Here is a 21,452-nt window from a genome sequence, read left to right as displayed (position 1 = left end):
TGCTCTCAGACGTAGTTAGCTGGTGTGTCCCGGGCGGACCGCGTACCGCGGTCCGCCCGGTCATTTTGCAGCCGGGCCCATTGCCCGGCGTAGATGGCGGGCCGCCTACTTGCTCGGGGTCGGGGTGGCTTTCTGCTCGGCCTTGGGCAAGTACTGCTCGGGCATCGGGGAGCCCGGGAACCACTTCTGGTAGAGCTTCTTCCAGGTGCCGTCATCCATCGCTGCGGCCAGTCCCTTGTTCAGGGCATCCTTGAAGGCCGTCTTGCCCTTCGCCAGGGCGAACCCGGCCGGGGCGTCGAAGGACGGGATGTCCGCGGCGCTGACGAGGCCGTGCTGCTTCTCGTAGGCCTTGGCGGCCTCGTAGTCCAGGAAGTGGGCGTCCACGGTGCCGCTGTTCACGGCGGCAATCGCGGTGTTGTTATCCGGGAAGCGGACCAGGTTGGCGGAGGTGAAGTTCTTGACCGCGTAGGCTTCCTGGAGCGTTCCCTGGACCACGCCCAGGCGCTTGCCGGACAGGCCGTTGACGTCCTTGATGCCCGAGGTCTTGGTGGTGATGACTGTCAGGTACCCGGCGAGGTATCCCTCGGAGAAATCAACGGTTTCCTTGCGCTTGTCCGTGATGCCGATGGCGGCCACCCCGACGTCGAACTGGCCGTTAGCCACGGCCGCAAGCAGACCGGAGAAGTCCTGCCCGGTGAAGACAACATTGTCCACCCCGGCCCGGTGGGCCACGTCCTTGAAGAGCTCAACGTCGAAGCCCGTGAAGTTACCCTGGGCGTCAGCGAACGTGTAGGGCTTCGAATCCCCCAGGCTGGCCACCCGGATCGTGCCCGGCTGAATCAGGCCATAGGGGTTTTCCTGCGAGCCGGTGGAGGAGGCAGGGGTCGATCCGCCGCAGGCGGAAAGCGCGAGGACCGCTGCCAGGGCTGCCGCGGCCACTGCGGCCGGGCGGAAGTTCAGTTTGATCACAGCGTTGTCCAATCGTTGGAGGGAAAGCGGTGCTGTCAGGGCCGCCAAAGGGTTTCTCGATGAACCTCTTGCTGAGTCCGGTCTCAGTCTCTAGGATTGAGACCGGACTCACATCGATTGATTGAAATGTAGCCCACGCCACAATCGGCGTCAATAGCCCACCGGAAAGGTGAACATGAGCAGTGACGGTTCCAGACGGCGCGACGTAACGGTTGCCGACGTCGCAAAAGCTGCCCAGGTGTCCAAAGCCCAGGCCGCACGGGCACTGGGAAATTACGGGGCGGTGAGCGAGGACGTGCGGGAGCGCGTTTTGGCGGCAGCGGAGGAGCTTTCCTACCGCCCCAACGAGCTCGCCCGCAGCATGAACACGGGCAAATCGAACACGATAGGCGTGGTGGTGGGGGACATCGAGAACCCTCACTTCGGCCTGGCCACCAGGGGGATCACGGACACCGCCAAGAAGAGCGGCTTCAATGTCATCCTGGTCAACACCGATGAGAATACGGCGGCGGAAGTGGAGGCCGTCCGGGTGCTGCTGGACAAGCGCGTGGACGGCCTCATCGTGGCCCCCGCGTCATCGGTGGAAACAGAACATTTACAGCGCGTTCACGATTCCGGCCGTCCCCTGGTCCTTCTAGACCGGACGGCCGGCGGTCTCGACGTCGAGACGATCGCCGTGGACATGGCCCGGATCTCGTATGAGTCCACCCTTTACCTCCTCGAAGCAGGGCACCGGCGGATCGCGTTCATCTCCACGCTGAAGGCGGAGGCCCCGTACGGCGAGGGGATCCAGTTGGATTCCTCGCAGATCTCGGACCGCCTGGACGGCATGCGGCGCGCGTTTGCGGAATCCGGGCTGGCATTTGCCGAGGACCTCGTGCGGCTCAACGCCGGCGACGCCGAATCGGTTCGGCGCATCACGCGCGAGGTTCTGCTCATGCGGGACCCGGCCACCGCCGTCGTCGCTTCCGACGGACTCATCGCGCTTAGCGTCGTGGAGGCCATCCAGGAACTGGGCCTGTCAGTCCCGGCGGAAGTCTCGTTCCTCATGTACGACGATTTCGCGTGGACGCGCCTGACCACACCACCGCTGACCGTGATCGCGCAGCCGGTGTATGACATGGGCGTAGCCGCCGCGGAAGCCCTGATCCGCCAGATTGAGGGCCGCCCGCCCCTGGCCCCGGCACCGGAGTTCAGCGCGACGCTGGTTCGCCGCGGGTCGGTGGGTGCGGTGCCGGTTGCGGCTGACCCGCCGGGCGAGCCCGTGGCGGTGCAGGCAATGTAGGCGTTCGGTAAGTCGTGGCGGCTGTGTGGGGACGGACTGTGTGGGGACGGACTGTGTGGGGACGGGCCGTGCGGCGCAGGCGGTTTAGGCTGCCCCGGTCCACCGGGGCGCCGGGGCGAAGCGCCGAAGTGTCTTCGCGGGGACGCGGAAGCCGCCGGCCGGTTTTGTGCGGTGGTGCCAGGCGGGCAGAAGGCCGGCCTGGGGCGCCGCCGTCGGCGATTCCTGCACTTGCCCCTGAGGCACCGCGCCGGCATGGACCGCGCCAGTGGGGCAAAGATCGGTGATCAGCCCCATCCCGGCGCACTCACGCACAGCGGCGATCCCGGCAACCGCCGCTGCCTTGCTGTCGAAGGCTCCGGACACGGCCATCTCAGTTCCGTCCTTTGCCTTGAGGCGGAATCGGAAATGGGTCTCGGCGTCAACAAACACTTCAAACGTGCCAGCCATGATGGGCCTCCCGGTCTTAGGTGTCCTGCCCGCAGCGTTATCATCGCAGTGCGGGCCGGAATGCATCACTGCATTCGTCTGGTCTGGTCCGAACGATCGCGGTTGACCGTTCATCGAGTGGTTTCGAGTCTTCCGCAGGGCCGCAGGGGCTAACAAGACCGGTCCTGTAAACCGTAGGTAAACTCCGTGCGACGCGTGGTGTGACCGGGAGGGTAGTAGTGGGTTGACGGGGCGGTGGGCGCGGCCTACCCGGCTCATCTGCGTCGCTATGAGGTGGCCCGCTTGACTACGACGTCATCGATGTAGCTCTCACCCATCTGGCGGGGGTGCTCGGCTCCAAATTGCACTTTGCTCAAGCTGGTGGCCCCAAGACTTACGCTGCGTGACAATACCGATGCGCCGTCAAACCACACCTGGACAGTCGAGGTGCTGCCATTCGCCCTGACCTGCATCTGGACTCGGTGCCACGTGCTCAACGAAACGCTCGATGGCCTCAGCTTCAGGTACGAAAACGTCCCGTTCGGATTCGTGATTCGCAGCCAGAGCTGGCCATTGCTGTTGTTGCGGAATACATCCACGATCCGGGTGCTGCCGGAGAAGAACCGCACGAAGGGCACGTTGTTCCCCGCGAGTCCGGGAGTCCTGATGTTTACCCATGCGTCAGCGTTGGCCCGCTTGGTTCCTGAGGCCAGCGACACGCTCATCCTTGCCACAGATCCGGGATCCGCCGTGGCAATCAGCCTGGCCGAGCACGTTCCGGAGTGGGCCGTCGGGCTGGTAACGGCCGCCGTTCCATTCCCCGACGTGCTGGCAACGAACGGAGAGAGCGTGTTCCGCTCGAAATTCGTAGCGGCCACCACCGTGCCCGTCAGTGTGCTCGTTGGGGTTGCCACGCCGGTGCGGCAGGTCGCCGCCATGGCGGCGTTCGCGGAACCGAAGAGGAGGGTGCTCGACACCAGCAACCCGAGGCTTCCGATCGTACCCAGTTTCCTTAAATTGCTCATGGCATAACCTCACTGTCTTTTCCGGGTCTTGCTTCGCTGCATTCGAAGTCCCGCCGATGCGCGGAGAGCGGGCGTGAATAGCCAGGAACGACGCGCGAAAGTTTCAGCGCCTCATTTGAAGGTGTGATCATCGTGCCGGCAGACGGCAACCGAACAGGGGCGGCAGCTTCGGGCCTTAGCCTCAACAAAACGTCTGCAACGGTCATTGTCCTCACACCACACGCGGAGTCGTATCTCTGCCCCACTGCAGCCTTCCCGGCTATTCGCCCGGAAGCAGACCATTGAGCCCGTTTGTGCCCTGGAGCAATCTTGGTAGCACTCCCCGCGCTAATGCTTGACCCACAAACTTGGAAAAACCTTGGAGTTTCTTGAAGGGCACTTGGGTGCCTGCTGCAAGCGTTGGTTGAGCCGCAGGATTGCTGCGGGCCTGCCGGGGGCGCGCAGCTATCAGCGTGGTTTGGGTATTTCACCGTTCCCGACCTCATCGATCCAGTCGACCGCCTCGTCTGAGAAGTAGAAGCCCGAGGGGCCGCTCTCACCAACCCACCAGGCACCGGAAGAGACCACTCCGCCAGCCTTCGTAATCTCGAGGACCACCTCCGCCGGCACCGCGTCGCCATTGTTCTCAATCAGCCATTCCCGCGTGGAAGGCTTCAGCTTCGGCCACCATTGCTCCATGCTCATGGCCGAAGTCTGCCACCTCGGCCACGGTTAGCCGAGCCCATTGCCCGGGTACCTCCCGGAAGCAGTGCGTGTGATAGGCGTAGGCTATCTATGCTTCGGCGCGACGCGCTCGATCCCTTGGGACCGGCATTTTGACCGCCGTGGAAGCCGACAGGCCGCAGCGGCGAAGGAGCAGACGTGGACACCCGAAAGCTGAAGTATTTTCTGGCCGTAGTTGACCATGACGGGTTCAACCGGGCCGCCGAGCACCTGCTCATCGCGCAGCCCTCACTCTCCCAGACAATTGCCGGGCTGGAGAAGGAACTGGGCGTACCGCTCTTCCACCGTATCGGCCGGAGGGCTGTCCTCAGCGAGGCCGGCAAGGAGCTCGTGGGACCCGCCCGGCTCGTGATGCGGGACCTCGATGCCGCCCAGTCAGCGGTCCAGGCACTCCGGGGTGTGCGCAGCGGCAGGCTCGACATCACCACCATGCCCTCCCCTGGGATCGAGCCGCTGACGTCGATGATCGCCGGCTTCACCCAGCAGCACCCCTCGGTGCGGCTCAACGTCAGCGCCGCCTTCACGCCCGAGGAAGTCATCGAGTCCGTCCGCACCGGCAGCACGGAGATTGGCCTGGCAGGATCACCCACGCCGATCCGGGTGCCGGGCGTCCAGGTTCTGGAGCTGGAGCGCCAGCCGCTGATCCTCATAGTCAATCCCCACGCAGACACCTTCAGCCCTGGGACGACCATCCAACGGGAAGACCTGGGCGGCCACCGGCTGATCGCCAGTCAGCGGGGATCGCTGATGCGCTGGCTCGTCGACGATGCGTTGGCGCATGGCGTCAAGACCGAAATCGTCGTCGAGGTCGCGCACAGGACCTCGATTTTGCCTTTGGTGCTGGCCGGCGTCGGGCACGCCGTCATGCCGTCCTCGTGGGCGCCGCTGGCGCACAGGTCAGGGCTGCGGACTTTGCTTATTGAACCGGTGTCCCACCTGGATGTGGCCATTCTGAGCCGGAAGGAAGACCTGACTCCGGCGGCGCGGGCGTTCCTGAAGGTCGCGGAACTGCACGTGGCTCCCCCGATCTGACCGGGGGCGCCGCAGGTCGATCAATAGGCTGAACCTATTTACCGTATCGAATCTTGGTCTTGGACGCCCCGTGGGAACAGGCCCTCTACTTGAAGAGGAAGGGCAGTGTGACGCTGCTAACAGACTCAATGAGGAGGTAGGCACATGAGCGCCACCCAGAAATTCAGCATCGCTTCAATCCCCGCAGACGGTGTCGGCAAGGAAGTCGTCTCCGCAGGCCGCCGCGTCCTGGACGCCCTGGCAGAAAACTCCGGCGGCAAGTTCGCCTTCGAGTGGACCGAGTTCCCTTGGGGTTGCGGCTACTACGAAAAGACCGGCCAGATGATGGACCCCAAGGGACTTGAGACCCTGAAGGACTTCGATGCCATCTACTTCGGCGCCGTCGGCTGGGAAAACGTCCCGGACCACATCAGCCTCTGGGGCCTGCGCCTGAACATCACCCAGAACTTTGACCAGTGGGCCAACATCCGCCCGGTGAAGTTCCTCCCCGGCATCGAGTCGCCGCTGCGCAAGGCCGACAACACCGAACTCGATTGGATCGTTGTCCGCGAAAACAGCGAAGGCGAGTACGCCGGCCTCGGCGGGCGCAACCTCAGCGGCCGCGGCCCCGGCAACGAGGTCGCACTGCAGACGGCACTGTTCACCGAAAAGGGCTGTGAGCGCATCATGCGCTTCGCCTTCGATCTGGCCCGGACCCGCACGGTGAAAAAAGTCTCCTCCGTGACCAAGTCCAACGCCCAGCAGTACGGCATGGTCCTTTGGGACGAAACCTTCCAGCGCGTGGCTCTCGACTACCCGGATGTCCAGACCGAAAGCGTCCTCGTTGACGCGATGAGCGCCAAGTTCATCCTCAAGCCTGAGGACCTCTCCGTCGTCGTCGCCTCGAACCTGAACGCTGACATCCTCTCGGACCTGGGGTCAGCACTGGCCGGAAGCCTCGGCCTGGCAGCCAGCGCGAACCTGAATCCGGAGCGCCGTTTCCCGTCCATGTTTGAACCGGTCCACGGCTCCGCTCCGGACATCGCCGGCAAGGGCATCAGCAACCCGATCGGCGCGATCGCCAGCGCCGCCCTGATGCTTGACCACTTCGGCCTGCACGAAGAAGCCCGCCTGGTCGAGGCCGCCATCGAGCAGACCACCGCCGCCGGGTACTTGACCCGCGACGTCGGCGGCGAAGCCAACACCGACGACGTCACCGACGCCATCATCAAGGCCCTCAGTCACACCCTTGCCGCCGTCTAACCAGACCGCTTTCTGAAGCGGCCGACGGCGGCCGACCCGCCGCCGTCGGCCGCTTGCGCGGAAGCCCCTCCCCAACACTCGAAAGCTCGTGTCGGGGCCCTCGGGACGCCGCTTACCCTTCAAGCTTCACTCCAGCGACTTTCCACAACGAGGTAGGAATCATGGATCACATCACCACCGCCGGGCCGGCAACGCCGGCCCCCAAGACACGTTGGTACAAGCAGCTGTACTTCTGGGTACTGACCGCCATTCTCATAGGCATCCTGGTCGGCTGGCTCGCACCGGCCGTGGGCATTGCCATGGAACCTATCGGCACCACCTTCGTCAACTCAATGAAGATGCTCATCGGCCCGATTGTGTTCCTGACCATCGTTGGCGGCATCGCCAGTGTTGCGGACCTGAAAAAGGTCGGCATGACGGGGCTGAAGGCCCTGACCTACTTCCAGATCGGCACGATCTTCGCCATGATCTTCGGCCTGGTCGCCATCAACATCTTCCGCCTCGGTGACGGCGTCAACGCCGATGCCGGCTCCATCAAGACCTCCGACTCCGCAGCCAAGCTCATCGACGCCGGCCAGCACCAGGAATGGTGGCAGTTCCTCACCCACATCATTCCCAACAGCATCGTTGGGCCCTTCGTTGAGGGCGACATCCTTCAGATCATCTTCATCGCCGTCGTCTTCGGCATCGCCCTGAACGCCATGGGCAAGGTCGGTGCGCCCGTTCTGGACGGCGTGCAGCGCCTGACAGGTGTCATGTTCAAGATCCTGAGCTTCATCATGAAGGCCGCCCCCATCGGCGCCTTCGGTGCCATGGCCTTCGCCGTCGGCAAGTACGGCGTCTCCTCCCTCACCAGCATGGGCGGACTGATCGCCCTCTTCTACGCAACCTCGATCCTGTTCGTCGTCGTGGTCCTCGGATCTGTCATGGCCTTCCTGAAGCTGAACATCTTCACGATGATCCGGCACCTCAAAGAGGAATACATGCTCATCCTGGGCACCTCGACCGCCGAACCGGCTCTGCCCGGCCTGATGCGCAAGCTTGAGCACGCAGGCGTGAAGAAGGAAACCGTCGGCCTCGTCGTTCCCACGGGCTACAGCTTCAACCTCGACGGTGCCGCAATTTACCTGTCTTTGGCCGCCCTGTACATCGCCCAGGCCACCAACACGGACCTGACCATCGGCCAGCAACTGGGCCTGCTGGCCGTCATGCTACTCACCTCCAAGGGCGCAGCAGGCGTTGCAGGCGGCGGCTTCATCGCGCTGACCGCCACCCTGACCACCATCGGCACGATCCCTGCCGCCGGCATCATGCTCATCTTCGGCATCGATAAGTTCATGTCCGAATGCCGGGCGCTGGTGAACTTCACTGGCAACGCCGTCGCCACCCTGTTCATCGCCTGGTGGGACCGCACGCTGGATGCCGATCGCGTCCGCCGCGTTTTCGCCGGTGAAACCGTTGAGCCTATGCCGGCGGAGGACCCTATCCACCTCGACGAGGTCACCGACATCGACGATGACCTCACCGAATACGGTCACCACGCGCCCAAGGAAACCGGTGCCAGGCACGCAGGAGCCCTTGGCGACGCCGCTCCCTCCGCCGACGTCCGCCGTCACGCCTACTCGGAAACCGTCTGACATGCACCGCGCAACCGCCCCGAAATCCGTGCGGACCCTCAAGACATCGGTACAAGCATCCTGTAGCTGACCTGCTGCAGGAACAGATTCGTCCGCCCGGGGGTAGCCCGGGCGGACGTTTTCGTTCGCACCCAACTCTCAGAGGTATCGGCCAACACCCGCCTAATCCGCAGGGCATTCTCTATTGAGGCCGTCTGGACTACCTTTTTCCTATAGTTCCGGGGCGGTTGCACCATCGGTGGCCGATGTGACCGGTGGCGAACCGTCGATCGTCGATAGAAGGTCTACTCGGAAGGGGCGGCAAACGTTATGAACTCAAAAACCAAAATGCTCGGCGGCGTCATTGTCCTACTGCTGATTGTCGCCGGCGGAGCATTATTGCTCGTGAACAACTTGCAACATCAGGCCAGTGACTACAATCCACAGATCAAGCCGGCGGATTTCACTGCGAAAATTACCAACAAGTATTTCGCCCTTCCCGTAGGCAAGAAAATGACCTATGAGGGTACGGCCCAAGGCGGAGCCACAGAGCGAGTCGAGATTGAGATCCTCGCTGAACGGAAGATCATTGAGGGCGTCGAGACGGCCATCTATCTAGACAGGGAGTATAAAAACGGACAGCTGGTCGAGGAAACCAGAGATTACCTGGCGCAACACAAAAATGGAGACGTCTGGTACTTTGGCGAGGACGTGAACAACTTTCTAAATGGAGTATTGCTCAGTCATTCGGGCAGCTTCATTCATGGGCAAGACGGTGCACGAGCTGGCATTTGGATGAAGGCCGAGCAGCGGGTGAACGACTCCTACAGGCAGGAATATTACGTAGGAAAGGCCGAAGATATGCGGGACACCGTTGCCACGGGCCTGACCGTGGCAACGAAGCTTGGGACATACTCCGACTGCGTTAAGGTCTACGACTGGACGCCGCTTGAGAAAAAGTCGAGAGAGCACAAGTACTACTGCCCCAAGGTCAGTTCGCTGGTTCTTACTGAGGACTTGGAAACCGGCAGTCGATCAGAACTTACAAACATTGTCGTGCCATAAGCATTTCACTTGTGAAAAGTCGTCCAGGCGCTGTTCCACAGCAGACCTTCCCCTGCTCCTTGCCAATGTTCTTTGGTTTCACGACCATTGACTCCCCTCGAGTATTTCAAGGAGTTTTGCCGGCGCCCCACGCGCCGGCAGCCGTTCCCGCAGGGCGTTCTGTGGTTCTTAGTGGATGTGGCTGCCGCCGTTGATGTCAATGGTGGTGCCCGTGAGATATGCCGAATCCTCTGAGGAGAGAAAGGTGATGACGGCGGCGATCTCCTCGGTGGTGGCGTTGCGGCCCAGCGGGATACCTGCGTTGATGGCGGCTTCCTGTTCCTCGGTGCTCCCCACCCGGATGTCCGTATCCACGGCGCCGGGGGTGATGGCGTTGACAGTCACGCCGGTGGCGCCTATTTCGCGGGCCAAGGCCTTAGTGAAGCCCAAGATGGCAGCCTTCGCTGCGGAGTAGGGGACCTTGCCGAACACGCCGCCGCCGCGCTGGGCGGAGACGGAGGACATGTTGACGATCCTGCCCCAGCCGTTGGCGATCATATCCGGCAGGAACGCCTTGGTGACCAGGTAGGTGCCCGTGGAGTTCACGGCCATGACCTTGTTCCACAGTTCCAGCGTGGTCTCCAAAAACGGCACCGGCGAGGTGATGCCGGCGATGTTGGCGAGGGCGCCGACTGCGGGAAGGTTGCCGGCGCTGATCTCCGCGGCCACCGCCTTGTAGGCGGCGTTGACGGAAACCTCTCTGGCGACGTCAATCTCATGGCCGAAGGCGGCGACGTTGAACTCGTTGCCGATTTCCGTTGCGACCTTGGCGGATTTCTCGCCGTCGAGGTCCAGGATCACCACAGCCCAGCCCTGGCTGGCGTAGCGGCGTGCGGTGGTGATGCCGATGCCCCGGTCCGAGGTTGCCCCGGTGAGGACGGCGGTGCGCTGGATGGTGGTGGTCATGATGCTCCTTGGGTTTGCTTGGTGTGTCGGTTGAGTGGAATCGAGTGCTCCGTAAACGCCGTTTTGAGGGCTGATAAGGGCCGTTACGGAGCAATCGACGGTCAGATGAGGTCGCTGATGTAGCTGGCTGCTTTGGCCGCGGCGGCCGGGCGCTCGTCGTGGGTGACGTCCCGGGTTTCCAGTTCCAGTGAGAAGTGGCCGGTGTAGCCGTGGGACGCCAGTGAACCCAGTCCGGCGGAGAAGTCTGCCTGCCCGTTGCCGATGCTGAGGTTGATGTTGCCCGGGACGGCGTCCCTGAGATGCACGTGCGCGATCCGGCCGGCATGGTGTTCGACGTATTCCAGCGGGTCCTCGCCGGCGGCGACGATGTGGCTGAAATCCATGACGATCCCCACGCCGGAACCTGCCAGCCGCGCGGCCAGCTGTTCCGCGCGCTCCAGGTTCCAGCAGAACCTCAGGAAGTGCAGGGATTCGGTCCAGAGTTCGACGCCGAACTCCGCCGCGCGCTGCCCCGCGTGGATCAGTTGGGCGGTTATTTCGTCCAGGTCCTCGTCGACACTCCGGACCGGCTCGTGGCTCGGGGCCCCGCAGGGAAGGACCAGCGCCCTGGCGCCTGTGTCCGCGGTGAGGGTGAGCAGCGCGTCAAGGTGCCGGTCCCGCGCCGCCTGCCGGCCGCCGTCGAGCACTGCGTTGAGATCCCCGATGTCACCGTTAATCGAACGGACCCGCAAACCGGATGCTGTAACCTCCGCGGTGACGGCCGTGACGGCGTCCGCATCAAGTTCATACGGGACGTGGTCGCAGACGCCGGGCAGGGCACCCAGGTCGATTTCCTCAAACCCCAGTCCGCTGATGGTCTGCAGTGCCGTGCCCAGGTCCTGGTGGCGAAAGCTGATGGACGAGCAGCCGAGTCGGGAGTTGAACATCTTCGTTGATCCTCATTGCTTACGTAGAAGTGACGAGCACCACGCTACGGCGAATACTGTTGACAGTCAACCTCTGACGTTGGCAGTTGACAGACCGGCATGATGCAGATCACACTGGATCATCCGTTGTTAACAGTCGACCGTGACCTCCGCCGCGGCGGCGGTTGCTTTTCGAAAGGGAATCACCAATGAGCAAAGAAGCTCTGGCCATGCGCGGCCCGGTTCACGGCACCAAGGACGCCAGGCGGGTCGCCATCGGCTCCGGCGTCGGCGCAGTCATCGAAACCTATGACTTCATCGGTTTCGGCACCGCCGCGGCTCTTTACTTTGGAACGGCCTTCTTCCCCACCGGCGATCCGGTCACCGGCACCCTTGCCGCTTTCGCCACTCTTGGCGTCGGCTTTGCCGCCCGCCCGATTGGCGGCATCATCGGCGGCCACCTCGGTGACAAGCTGGGCCGCAAGCCGGTCCTCGTGGCTTCGCTGATTCTTATGGGTATTGCGACCTTCATGATCGGCCTCCTTCCGACCTACAGCCAGGTAGGACTGTTGGCGCCTGCCCTTCTGGTCTTTGTCCGCGTTGTCCAGGGCCTGGCCTTCGGCGCTGAATGGGGCGGAGCCATCCTGATGAGCTACGAACACGCACCCTGGAAGGCCAAGGGCAAGTACACCGGAATCGTCCAGGCCGGCTTCCCCGTCGGCCTCCTGCTCGCAAACCTTGTGTTTCTGGTCAGCGTCCAGCTCGGCGGCGAACTCACCTGGCGCATTCCCTTCCTCGCCAGCATCGTCCTCGTCATCGTCGGCCTGGTCATCCGCTCAAAGGTCCCCGAGTCCCCCGTCTTTGACGAGGTCAAGGACAGCGGCGACATCGTGAAGTCCCCCATCGTCGAGGTCATCAAGACCGACTGGCGCAACATCGTCAAGGGCATCGGCCTCCGCATCGCCGAGACCGCCGGCTACGCCGTCTCCATCACCTACATGATTTCCTACCTCAACAGCCAGCACCTGGCCGACAAGACGCAGACTCTCGTCGCCCTTTGCATCGCCTCCGCGATCGGCATCTTTGCCACCCAGGTCTGGGCGCGGCTGACCGACAGGATCGGCCGGCGGCCCGTGTACATCTGGTCCTGCGCCTTCGCCGCGCTGTTCGCCATCCCTATGTTCCTGCTCGTCAACACCGGGCTGTTCATCTTCATCATCGCGACGATCGTCATCTCCTACGCCGTGTGCCAGAACTCCCTCGCCGGAGCCCAGGGTGCCTGGTTCCCCGAGCTCTTCCAGGCCAAAACCCGCGCCTCCGGTGCATCGCTTGCCTACCAGATCTCCGCCATGGTCTCCGGCTTCACACCGTTCATCACCACGCTGCTCTTCGTCAGCTTCGGCTGGATAGGCCCGGCGTTGCTCTTCGGCCTCTACGCCGCCATCGGCCTCTGGGCAGCCATTGCCACCCGCGAGACCTGGGGCAAGCGGGAGCGCCGGCTTGCCGACGAGGCTACGAAAAGCACCCCCGCACACGTGAGCGCATAGGACACACGCGACACGCGCCGAATTGGACGCCATCGACGGCATCCCTCAGAACGCATCCACCACTTTCGAAAGGCAGAACTGTGGTTCTCACGCAGGAAACAACATCCCTGAGCAAGTCACCCGAAGGAAGCGGAGAACGCCTCGGGCGGGTAGCCGCCGCGGCCTACAGGATCCGGCACCACGCCCTCAACATGGGCGAGGTGCAGGGCCAAGGCTACGTGGGCCAGGCACTCGGCGCGGCGGACATGCTGGCCGCGGTGTACGCGGACCAGCTCCGCTTCCGCGCCGACGATCCTCACTGGGTCGAGCGGGACAGGTTCCTGCTGTCCACCGGGCACTACGCCATCGGCCACTACGCTGCGCTGGCTGAGGCCGGCGTTATCCCCGTCCAGGAGCTCGAAACCTACGGATCCGATGATTCACGGCTTCCCATGTCCGGCATGTCCACCTACACGCCCGGCATGGAAATTTCCGGCGGCTCCCTCGGCCACGGCCTCACCATCGCCGTCGGCATGGCCCTGGGCCTGCGCCACCAGGGCTCCACGGCCAGGGTCTACAACTTCCTCTCCGACGGCGAACTGGACGAGGGCTCCACGTGGGAGGCTGCCATGGGCGCACACCACCACCAGTTGGGCAACCTCACCGCCATGGTCGACATCAACGCACTGCAGGCCGACGGCAAGACGGACACGGTGCTGCGCACCGAACCCGTGACGGAAAAGTGGGAAGCCTTCGGCTGGTACACCCAGCGCGTGGACGGCAACAACATGGCCGACGTCCTGCACGCCTTCGACAACGCAGCAGCCCAGGCCGCCGCCGTCGGACGTCCTTCCGTGATCCTCTGCGACACGAAAGTGGGCCGCGGCGTGCCGCTGCTCGAGGACCGCGAGAAGGCGCACTTCATGCGCATCGAAGAACACGAATGGCAGCTCTGCCGAGAGCAACTGACCGCAGGATACGAAGGAAAGGCCACCCGATGAGCACCGCCGCAGTCAAGACCACCGCAGTGAAGGCCACCGCACCGAAGCTGAAGACCTCGGCCATGATCGCGTCCTTCGCCGATCCCGGCCAAAAGACCGCTTCCGCCCCGTTCGGACACGCGCTGGTCAAGGCCGCACAGGAAAACGATCGGATCGTCGGCCTCACCGCGGACCTGGGCAAGTACACGGACATGCACATCTTCGCCCAGGCCTTCCCGGAACGGTTCTTCCAGATGGGAATGGCCGAACAGCTGCTCTTCGGCGCCGCCGCCGGATTTGCGGAGACCGGCCTGGTGCCGTTCGCCTCCACCTACTCCGTTTTCGCTGCCCGCCGCGCCTACGACTTCCTCTGCCTGGACAGCGCCGAACCAAACCTCAACGTGAACATCGTGGGCGGCCTCCCCGGCCTGACCACCGGCTATGGCCCCAGCCACCAGGCCACCGAGGACATGGCCATCTTCCGCGGCATGCCCAACCTGACCATCGTGGACCCTTGCGACTCAATCGACATAGAACAGGCGGTCCCCCAACTGGCGGCCAGTGAAGGCCCCACCTACCTGCGGCTGCTTCGCGGCAATGTCCCCACCGTCCTGGACGAATACGGCTACACGTTCGAACTCGGCAAAGCCAAAGTCCTGCGCGGCGGCAATGACGTCGTCTTCATCTCCAGCGGGCTGATGACCATGCGAGCACTTCAGGCTGCCAAGGCCCTGGCAGCACACAACGTCGATGTCGCCGTCGTCCATGCACCCACCATCAAGCCGTTCGACGCCGCTACGGTCCTGGCCGAACTGAACACGGACCGGCTGGCAGTGACGCTGGAAAACCACAGCGTCATAGGCGGGCTGTTCGAAACAGTCGCCTCCGCGGTCGTCACGGCCGGACTCGGCAAGCGCGTAGTGCCTGTGGCGCTGCCGGACGAGTTCCTCGACGCCGGCGCCCTGCCCACACTGCACGAGCGCTACGGGCTGTCCGTGCAGCGCATCGTGGCCAAGGTCCTCGCCGAACTCGGCTAGGACTGAAAGCCGCAGCAGCGCGGGGCGGGCCCCATACCCGCCCCGCGCTGCTGCCGTAAGATCAAAACACACGACTGTAAACAGTCGACCCCTGACATTGAGGAACGATGATGGCCGCCGGAGCACCCGCAACCCTGCTGGGACTGCAAAAGAAAAGCCTCCGCGAGCAGGCGCTTTCCGCGCTGCGCACCGCCATCACCAGCGGCGAGCTGGAACCGGGCAAGCACTTGGTGGAAACGGAACTGTCCGACATGCTGCAGATCAGCCGCGGTACCCTCCGCGAGGCCCTGCGCCAGTTGGAGCAGGAAGGTTTGCTGTCCGCCGGCCCGCGGGGACGCCTGTCGGTCCGCCACCTGGATGCCAAGGAAATCCGCGACATCTTCTCCGTACGTGCCGCCCTCGAATCCTTGGCCGCCCGCACGCTGTGCGAACTGCCGGACCGCCAGCACGTCATCGCATCACTGCGTACCGCCATCGAAGTAATGGCGGCCGCGACAAAGGGCACCCTCGAAGAGCGCATCGAAACCGACATGGACTTCCACCGCACCCTGTGCCGCCTCACCGGCAACGAGACCCTGCTCCACTCCTGGGAAGCCTTGGAGGGGTCTATCCGGATGTCCATCATGTTCGCCGGCCTGGAAAAGGGTGTTTCGAACATGAGCGTGGACCGGCACCACGACATCGTGGCCGCCATTGAAACCGGCGACGCCTCCCTGGCACGCAAGACCATCCGCGAACACATGGACACCGCGGCCGACAACCTGGTCGCCTAGGGGCGCCGCCCACTGCGGGGAGGCGAGTGGATTCGGCTGCCGCCAGCGTCTAGCGTGAGTTCTATGTCCACGTCCGATGCTCTTACGAAGTCCAGCAGCAACCCATTGCTTGTTCTCGGAAAAATATCCTCCATCCTGGATGCTTTCTCCCTGTCCAAGCCGGTCTTGTCGCTGAGTGACATCCGCGAGCACACGGGGATGCCGACCTCCACTGTCCAGCGGCTTGTCACGAATCTGATGTCCCAGGGATTCCTTGACCGGGAGGACGATGCCTACCGCATCGGAATGCGCATGGCCTTCTGGGCGGCTCCGGCAACTCGCGGAATGGAAGTCATAGACATCCTGAGTCCGCTGCTCAAGACGCTGCGTGACACCACGGGTGAGACTGCGTGTTTCTTCAAGGCAGAGCAGCATTACCGCGTTTGCGTGGCCATGGCAGACACGCGCCATGCGCTTCGGCGCGAGATGCACCTTGGCAAGGTTCTTCCACTGCACGCGGGCTCCGCCGGACGCGTACTTTTGGCGTGGGATCAGGATCTGATGGACGCCGTCCTGCGGGACCCTTTGGAGTCCATCACGGAATCCACAATCACCAGCTCCGAGGATTTGGAAGCCGCGGTTAAGAAGACGCGGGTGGACGGGTTTGCCATAACCGTGGGTGAGCGCGAAGACGGAGCCTCGGGTCTTTCGGCTCCCGTATTCGATTCGGCAGCCGGACTGGTGGGGGCAGTAACCATCAGCGGGCCCACCCTGCGGATGCCGCTGGAGACCTGTGAATCCTGGCTGGAGCCCCTGCTTGCCACAGCAGAGCACATGACGAGACTAATTGGTGGCCGGTTTCCTGGCGAGACCTAACGCTCGCAAGGAAACGCGGGCCCGTCATGCGCTGGCGAGGTAGTTGACCGCATGGGGCGGGGTGCGTCCTTCGGCGATGGCCACCGCATTCAGCGCGCTGAGGCGGGCCATTTCGCTACGGACGGGAACTGTGGCGCTGCCGACATGCGGGAGGAGGACCGTGTTCGGCAGCTCAGCCAGGCCGGGAGCCAGCTTCGGTTCGTCCTCGAATACGTCCAGTCCGGCGCCGGCGATGACGCCGCTGCGGAGGGCATCCACGAGGGCCGCCTCGTCTACGATCGGCCGCGGGCGGTGTTGATCAGGATGGCATCGGGCTTCATGCGCTCCAGCACGTCTGCGTCCACCAGATGCCGGGTCTGATCGCTGAGTGGGACGTGCAGGGAGAGGAAGTCGCTGCGCTCCACCAGCTCGTCCCACGGCGCCTGCCGGACGTTGCCCGCAAACTCGCCGAGTTCCGCCGCGCTGACGGGACGGTCACCCGGAGGCCGGGGCGAGAAGAGCACCTGCATGCCGAACCCCAGCGCGCGCCGGGCCGTGGCGCGGGCAATCCGTCCGAAGCCGGCCAGACCCAGCACCGCGCCGGAGACGTCGCGGCCCAGCAGGAGCTCCGGTTCCCAGCCCAGGAACTTTCCGTCGCGGACCAGCCGGTCGGCCTCGACCACGCGGCGCGCCGTGCCCAGGATGAGCAGCATGGCGATGTCGGCCGTCGCGTCCGTCAGCACGCCGGGGGTGTTGCCGACCAGGATGCCGTGCCGGGTGGCGGCCTCAACGTCGATGTTGTTGTACCCGACGGCGAAGTTGGACACGCCCCGCAGGCGGGCGCCGGCCAGCAGCGGCGCGTCGATGACATCGCGCAGCTGGGTGAGGACGACGTCGAAATCGCCTGAGGCGCACAGCGTCGCCAAGGCATCGTAGTCAGGCGGGTCGGGTAGAACGGTAACCCGGCCGGCGTCGGACAGCAGTTGGAGTCCGGGTTCCGGAATGGCGGTGGTGACCAGGAAACTGTTGCCCACGCTTAGTTGCCTCCTGAGGTGCAGGGTGTGGGAGTTGTGCTGTCTGACGGGAGGACCCAGTCGAAGGCTGGGGCGTTGGACCGGGCGCCTTGGGCAGCTTTGGAGCGGTTGGGCTCGCCCAGTTCGGCAAGCAGCTTCTCGGAAAGGACCACCAGTTCCCCGAAAATTTCCGTGGTCAGCCATCCGGGCCGGGTGGCGAAGAGGATGTCCTCGCTCGACGTGTTGCCACTGGCGCCCGGGGCAAAGGGGCAGCCGCCCAGGCCGCCGAGCGCGCCATCCACCATGGCGGCGCCGGCCTGGATGGCGGCAAGGGTGTTGGCCACGCCCAGGCCCCAGGTGTCGTGGCCGTGGTAGACGATCCGCCGGGCCGGGGATTCTTCCCGGACCCGGGCGATCAGCCCCAACACCTGGGCCGGGACGGCCTGCCCGAGGGTGTCGCAGAGAACGATGTCCGTGGTGCCCTCGGCGTGGGGGTCGTTGGCGATGGCCAGGACTCGTTCCTCGGGCACCATTCCCTCGAACGGGCAGGTGAATGACGTGGCGATGCAGAGCTGGATCTGCCCGCCAACGGCCTTGGCGTACGCGACCGCCTCAGGCAGGGCAGCGAGGCTTTCCTCCGTGGTGCGGCCGATGTTCGCCTTGTTGTGCGAGTCCGACGCCGACAGGCAGTACTGGAAATTCCTCGCCCCGGCGGCGGCGGCCTTGGCTACATGGCCTGGGGTGGCTACCCAGATCCAGCACTTTTCCAGTTCCCCGGGCGTGAGGGCCTGGACGACTTCCAGCGTGTTGGCCATGGTGGGGACGAGGTCCGGGCGGGCCATGGATCCAAGTTCAATGGCGGGCACGCCCAGGCGCAGCAGTTCCCGGACCGTGTCGACTTTGCGTTCGGTGGGGAGAACTTTTCCGGTGAGCTGGAGCCCGTCCCGCAGGGTCACGTCCCTGAGGATGGTGTTGCCCAGCGTTGCAGCAAGGCTGGTTTCGTGGCGGTTCATGGCTGGAGGGCCTCCTCGCGGCCGGAGGCCGCACTGATTTCTGCGGGGTCCATGTTGAGGAGCCCGCTGAGAATTTCTTCGGTGTTTTCGCCCAGGTCAGGGCCGAGGTTCCGGATGGGGAGAGACTGTTCTCCGATGACGGGGACAATGCCGGGGAACCCGACGCCGGGCAGGATTTCGTCCCCGGTGGAAACGTCGAATTTCTGGATCATGTTGCGGGCTGCGTACTGGCTGTCGGTGCTGATATCGGCCGCCGTGTAGATGGGGCCGGCAGGCACGCCGGCGGCATCGAGCGCTGCGAGTGCGTCGGCAGCGTCCAGCTCCCCCGCCCATGTCCCGATGGCCTGGTCCAGTTCTTCGCGCCGCCCCCAGCGGYCGGCGTTGGTCTGCAACGACGGATCCGTGGCCAGATCAGGACGTCCGATGGTGTGCATGTACCGCTGGTAAATCGAGTCTCCGTTGCCGGCCACGACGATGCTTGCGCCGTCCCCGCAGAGGTACGCGTTGGAAGGGGCTATCCCTTCCATCCGGCCGCCGACCCGCTGCCGGTCCACGCCGTACGCCTGGTAGTCCGGAATGAGCGATTCCATCATGGAGAACATGGCTTCGTTGAGCGCGACGTCGATGACGCGCTCGGTGAGCGGCGCAGCGCCGGCCGCGTCCCGGCGTCGTGCTTCCCTTTGGTACAGGCTCATCATGGAGCCGAAGGCTGCGTAAAGTCCCGCGATTGAGTCTCCGATGGAGACGCCCACCCGGACCGGTGCGCGGTCCGGGTCGCCCACCAGGTTGCGGAAGCCTCCGTACGCTTCGGCGACGGCGGCAAAGCCGGGCCGCGCGGACAGCGGGCCCGTCTGCCCGAAGGCCGAGATGCGGGTGATGATCAGGTCCGGGTTGGCTTCGTTGAGGACTTCGGGGCCAAGGCCCCACTTCTCGAGCGTGCCTGGCCGGAAGTTTTCCAGCAGGATGTCCGACTTTGCAACGAGCGCCAGTACTGCCTGTTGGCCTGCTTCGGTTCGGAGGTCCAGCACCACGGACTTCTTGTTCCGGTTGATCGTCCGATACAGCATGGAAGTGTCACCCTTGTGCAGGCGCCAGTTGCGCAGCTCGTCGCCGGTTCCGGGCCGCTCGACCTTGATCACTTCGGCACCGAAGTCGGCAAGGAGCCTGCCTGCAGTGGGCGCTGCTATGTAGTTGCCGAGCTCAAGAACCCGGACTCCCTCCAGGGGTGCGATGCGTGTCTGTGTCATGTCGTTCTTCTTTCGTGCAGGTTCTTACCGGGGACGTGCGCCCGGTCAGAAGAGCAGGCTCATGGACATGATCAGCAGGATGGCGACGACGGAGGCCACCGACACCCCGACGGTCACCGACTTCAGCGCACCCCGCACGCTCTGCCCCAGCAGTGACTGCAGGAGCCAGAAGGTGTTGCTGGTGACGTGGACCATGAACAGAGATCCAGCGCCGGCCGACAGGGCGAGGAGGACAGGATCCAGTCCGATGGCAGGAGCAATCGGAGCCAGCAACCCGGCTGCGGTGATGGCGGACAACGTGACGGAGCCGACGGCGATGTGCAGCACCGCCGCGATGGCCCAGACGACGAGGAGCGGGGCGACGGTGCTCGCCGAGAAGAAGCCGCCCAGGATGTGACCGAGGCCGGCAGCGGCGACTGTTGCAGCCAGTGACCCTCCTACGCCGGTGAGGATCAGGATCTGTCCGCTTTCCTTAAAGCCGACAGTGATGGCCTGCTCGACGCGTTGCTGGCCGATGGCAGAACGGGTGACGAGGCAGGTGCCGATCACGCCGATAAGCAGGGCAATGACCGGCTCGCCGAGGAGCTGAAGCCAGGGCAGGTCGAGCTTGAGAATCTGCAGAATAGCGCCGGCTCCGATGAGGAGCAGTGAGGTCAGGAGCGGCGCGAAAAGCAGGATGAGCGGCGCCTGCTTTTCTTCGCGTCCGCCACGGCAACGGCCGCGCCGGCCAGTCGGGCACCAGGACCGTCGGAGCCGGGGGTGCGTCCGCCAGGTGACGCTGAAGCGGAAGCCTTGGTGCCGCCGTCGTACGCTTCCTCTTCACCTTCCTGGTCGTCCTCCTCCACGAAGGTGTGGTCCTCATCCTTCGCTTCGTTCCAGAAACCGCGGCGGAAGAGGAACGTCATGATGGCAATGGAAATGATGATGGTCGGGATGACCAGGAGCAGGCCGAAGAACAGCATTTTTCCGAGCGGCACATTGAGCAGGCCGGCAAGGGCCAGGGAGGCGACGCCGGGAACCGTGAAGACGATGCCGCATTCGAGGGCGATGGCCATGGCGGTTGCCATCCGGGCGGTGCCGAGTTTGCCGATCTTCGGTGCCAGCTTGCGTGCCAAGGGAGCGGAGATGACGAGGAGCACGTCCAGGAAAATGGATTGCAGGACCGTTCCGATCGCGAGGCCCATGGTGTAGGGCAGGCGCTTGGGGCCGAACGTATTCAGCAAGTGCTCCACGAGGCGCCGGATCGCGCCGCTCCGGTTGAGGATGGAGCCCATCAGCACACCGAAGGCGATGAGCAAGCCCACATCCACCATGATGTCACCGAAACCGGAGGTGATGGTCTTGACTGTTTTCTCGACGCCGAGGCCGGCGGCGAGGCCCAGGTACACCGAGCCGATGACCAGGGCGATGACGGGATTGACTCTGAAACGGACGATCAGCACGACGGCGGCTAAAACCGCCACTGCCGTATTGATCAGTACAGCTATGTCTGACATGGGGAATCCGATCGTGAGGCCTTCCACATTGAAGGCTTGGGAGCAGATGGGCGCCGTGAGGAGGGCCACATCGCTCAACCCATATTATGGGATTAAACTCATATTGCAAGACGTTCCGGAAGGAGGCTTCGTCTGTGACGTTCGGTTGGCGACCCCTCGAGCCCGCTCGGTCCGGCCGCCTACTACCCGACGGCGGCGTCGGCGGGCAATTGTGTAGAGGGCTTCTGCTTCTGGACTATGCCCTCGCTGATCAGCTGGTTGGCTCCGCTTTTCTACTAGGCTGAACCTCACACGTGACGG

Annotated in this window: 20 protein-coding genes and 1 pseudogene; 10 read left to right on the top strand and 11 right to left on the bottom strand. The window is 64.0% G+C overall.

What is annotated here, in order from left to right:
- Window positions 1-105: 105 nt before the first annotated feature.
- Complete coding sequence (locus AC1D14_RS07345; protein WP_230118217.1) at window positions 106-969, bottom strand: ABC transporter substrate-binding protein; 864 nt, start codon at window positions 967-969, stop codon at window positions 106-108.
- A gap of 175 nt (window positions 970-1,144) precedes the next feature.
- Between AC1D14_RS07345 and AC1D14_RS07340 the strand changes: the two genes are divergently transcribed.
- A complete protein-coding gene (locus tag AC1D14_RS07340) occupies window positions 1,145-2,254 on the top strand; it encodes a LacI family DNA-binding transcriptional regulator (protein ID WP_230118218.1) in 1,110 nt (369 codons plus the stop codon).
- A gap of 84 nt (window positions 2,255-2,338) precedes the next feature.
- Here the strand turns inward: AC1D14_RS07340 and AC1D14_RS07335 are convergent, their stop codons facing one another.
- From AC1D14_RS07335 to AC1D14_RS07325, 3 genes are all read right to left on the bottom strand, one after another.
- Window positions 2,339-2,701 (bottom strand): YegP family protein, encoded by a 363-nt coding sequence (locus AC1D14_RS07335; protein ID WP_230118219.1) that lies wholly within the window; start codon window positions 2,699-2,701, stop codon window positions 2,339-2,341.
- Window positions 2,702-2,967: 266 nt separating this feature from the next.
- A complete protein-coding gene (locus AC1D14_RS07330; RefSeq protein ID WP_476968248.1) occupies window positions 2,968-3,705 on the bottom strand; it encodes a polysaccharide lyase family protein in 738 nt (245 codons plus the stop codon).
- A 447-nt stretch (window positions 3,706-4,152) separates the two neighbouring features.
- Complete coding sequence (locus AC1D14_RS07325; RefSeq protein WP_230118221.1) at window positions 4,153-4,389, bottom strand: hypothetical protein; 237 nt, start codon at window positions 4,387-4,389, stop codon at window positions 4,153-4,155.
- A 177-nt stretch (window positions 4,390-4,566) separates the two neighbouring features.
- Here AC1D14_RS07325 and AC1D14_RS07320 point away from each other — a divergent pair, with 177 nt between their 5' ends.
- From AC1D14_RS07320 to AC1D14_RS07305, 4 genes are all read left to right on the top strand, one after another.
- Window positions 4,567-5,460 (top strand): LysR family transcriptional regulator, encoded by an 894-nt coding sequence (locus AC1D14_RS07320; protein WP_230118222.1) that lies wholly within the window; start codon window positions 4,567-4,569, stop codon window positions 5,458-5,460.
- 144 nt (window positions 5,461-5,604) lie between these two features.
- Window positions 5,605-6,702 (top strand): tartrate dehydrogenase, encoded by a 1,098-nt coding sequence (locus AC1D14_RS07315; RefSeq protein WP_230118223.1) that lies wholly within the window; start codon window positions 5,605-5,607, stop codon window positions 6,700-6,702.
- A gap of 161 nt (window positions 6,703-6,863) precedes the next feature.
- A complete protein-coding gene (gene dctA, locus AC1D14_RS07310) occupies window positions 6,864-8,339 on the top strand; it encodes a C4-dicarboxylate transporter DctA (protein ID WP_230118224.1) in 1,476 nt (491 codons plus the stop codon).
- 309 nt (window positions 8,340-8,648) lie between these two features.
- Complete coding sequence (locus AC1D14_RS07305; RefSeq protein WP_230118225.1) at window positions 8,649-9,383, top strand: hypothetical protein; 735 nt, start codon at window positions 8,649-8,651, stop codon at window positions 9,381-9,383.
- A gap of 168 nt (window positions 9,384-9,551) precedes the next feature.
- Here the strand turns inward: AC1D14_RS07305 and AC1D14_RS07300 are convergent, their stop codons facing one another.
- On the bottom strand, window positions 9,552-10,328 hold the full coding sequence (locus AC1D14_RS07300; protein ID WP_476968247.1) for an SDR family NAD(P)-dependent oxidoreductase: 777 nt from the start codon (window positions 10,326-10,328) through the stop codon (window positions 9,552-9,554).
- Window positions 10,329-10,429: 101 nt separating this feature from the next.
- Window positions 10,430-11,254: a sugar phosphate isomerase/epimerase family protein gene (locus AC1D14_RS07295; protein ID WP_476968246.1), complete on the bottom strand. Its 825-nt coding sequence runs from the start codon at window positions 11,252-11,254 to the stop codon at window positions 10,430-10,432.
- Window positions 11,255-11,442: 188 nt separating this feature from the next.
- Between AC1D14_RS07295 and AC1D14_RS07290 the strand changes: the two genes are divergently transcribed.
- From AC1D14_RS07290 to AC1D14_RS07270, 5 genes are all read left to right on the top strand, one after another.
- Window positions 11,443-12,780, top strand: a complete 1,338-nt coding sequence (locus AC1D14_RS07290; protein ID WP_476968245.1) for an MFS transporter — start codon at window positions 11,443-11,445, stop codon at window positions 12,778-12,780.
- Between the two features lie 80 nt (window positions 12,781-12,860).
- Window positions 12,861-13,760, top strand: a complete 900-nt coding sequence (locus tag AC1D14_RS07285; protein ID WP_230118229.1) for a transketolase — start codon at window positions 12,861-12,863, stop codon at window positions 13,758-13,760.
- Complete coding sequence (locus tag AC1D14_RS07280; RefSeq protein WP_230118230.1) at window positions 13,757-14,776, top strand: transketolase family protein; 1,020 nt, start codon at window positions 13,757-13,759, stop codon at window positions 14,774-14,776. Before AC1D14_RS07285 ends, AC1D14_RS07280 begins: the two co-directional genes overlap by 4 nt.
- Before the next feature lie 110 nt (window positions 14,777-14,886).
- Window positions 14,887-15,549, top strand: a complete 663-nt coding sequence (locus AC1D14_RS07275) for a GntR family transcriptional regulator (protein WP_230118231.1) — start codon at window positions 14,887-14,889, stop codon at window positions 15,547-15,549.
- Window positions 15,550-15,612: 63 nt separating this feature from the next.
- Entirely contained in the window at window positions 15,613-16,404 is a 792-nt protein-coding gene (locus AC1D14_RS07270) for an IclR family transcriptional regulator (RefSeq protein ID WP_230118232.1), read from the top strand.
- 24 nt (window positions 16,405-16,428) lie between these two features.
- Here the strand turns inward: AC1D14_RS07270 and AC1D14_RS07265 are convergent.
- The 5 genes and pseudogenes from AC1D14_RS07265 to AC1D14_RS07245 form a co-directional block, all read right to left on the bottom strand.
- Window positions 16,429-17,417: pseudogene (locus AC1D14_RS07265) on the bottom strand (2-hydroxyacid dehydrogenase).
- A 2-nt stretch (window positions 17,418-17,419) separates the two neighbouring features.
- Window positions 17,420-18,409 carry a beta/alpha barrel domain-containing protein gene (locus tag AC1D14_RS07260; protein ID WP_476968244.1) on the bottom strand — a complete coding sequence of 330 codons (990 nt, stop codon included), beginning with the start codon at window positions 18,407-18,409 and terminating at the stop codon, window positions 17,420-17,422.
- A complete protein-coding gene (locus AC1D14_RS07255) occupies window positions 18,406-19,656 on the bottom strand; it encodes a CaiB/BaiF CoA transferase family protein (protein WP_476968243.1) in 1,251 nt (416 codons plus the stop codon). The genes AC1D14_RS07260 and AC1D14_RS07255 overlap by 4 nt, the downstream gene beginning before the upstream one ends.
- A gap of 45 nt (window positions 19,657-19,701) precedes the next feature.
- Window positions 19,702-20,256, bottom strand: coding sequence for a GntT/GntP/DsdX family permease (locus AC1D14_RS07250; protein ID WP_476968292.1), 555 nt, complete (start codon window positions 20,254-20,256; stop codon window positions 19,702-19,704).
- A 53-nt stretch (window positions 20,257-20,309) separates the two neighbouring features.
- Entirely contained in the window at window positions 20,310-21,152 is an 843-nt protein-coding gene (locus AC1D14_RS07245) for a GntT/GntP/DsdX family permease (protein ID WP_230118236.1), read from the bottom strand.
- Window positions 21,153-21,452 lie beyond the last annotated feature (300 nt).

Source organism: Arthrobacter sp. P1_B11 (genome assembly GCF_056406715.1).
Note: the sequence above shows the minus strand (reverse complement) of the source record. Positions and strands in the feature narration are given on the sequence as shown.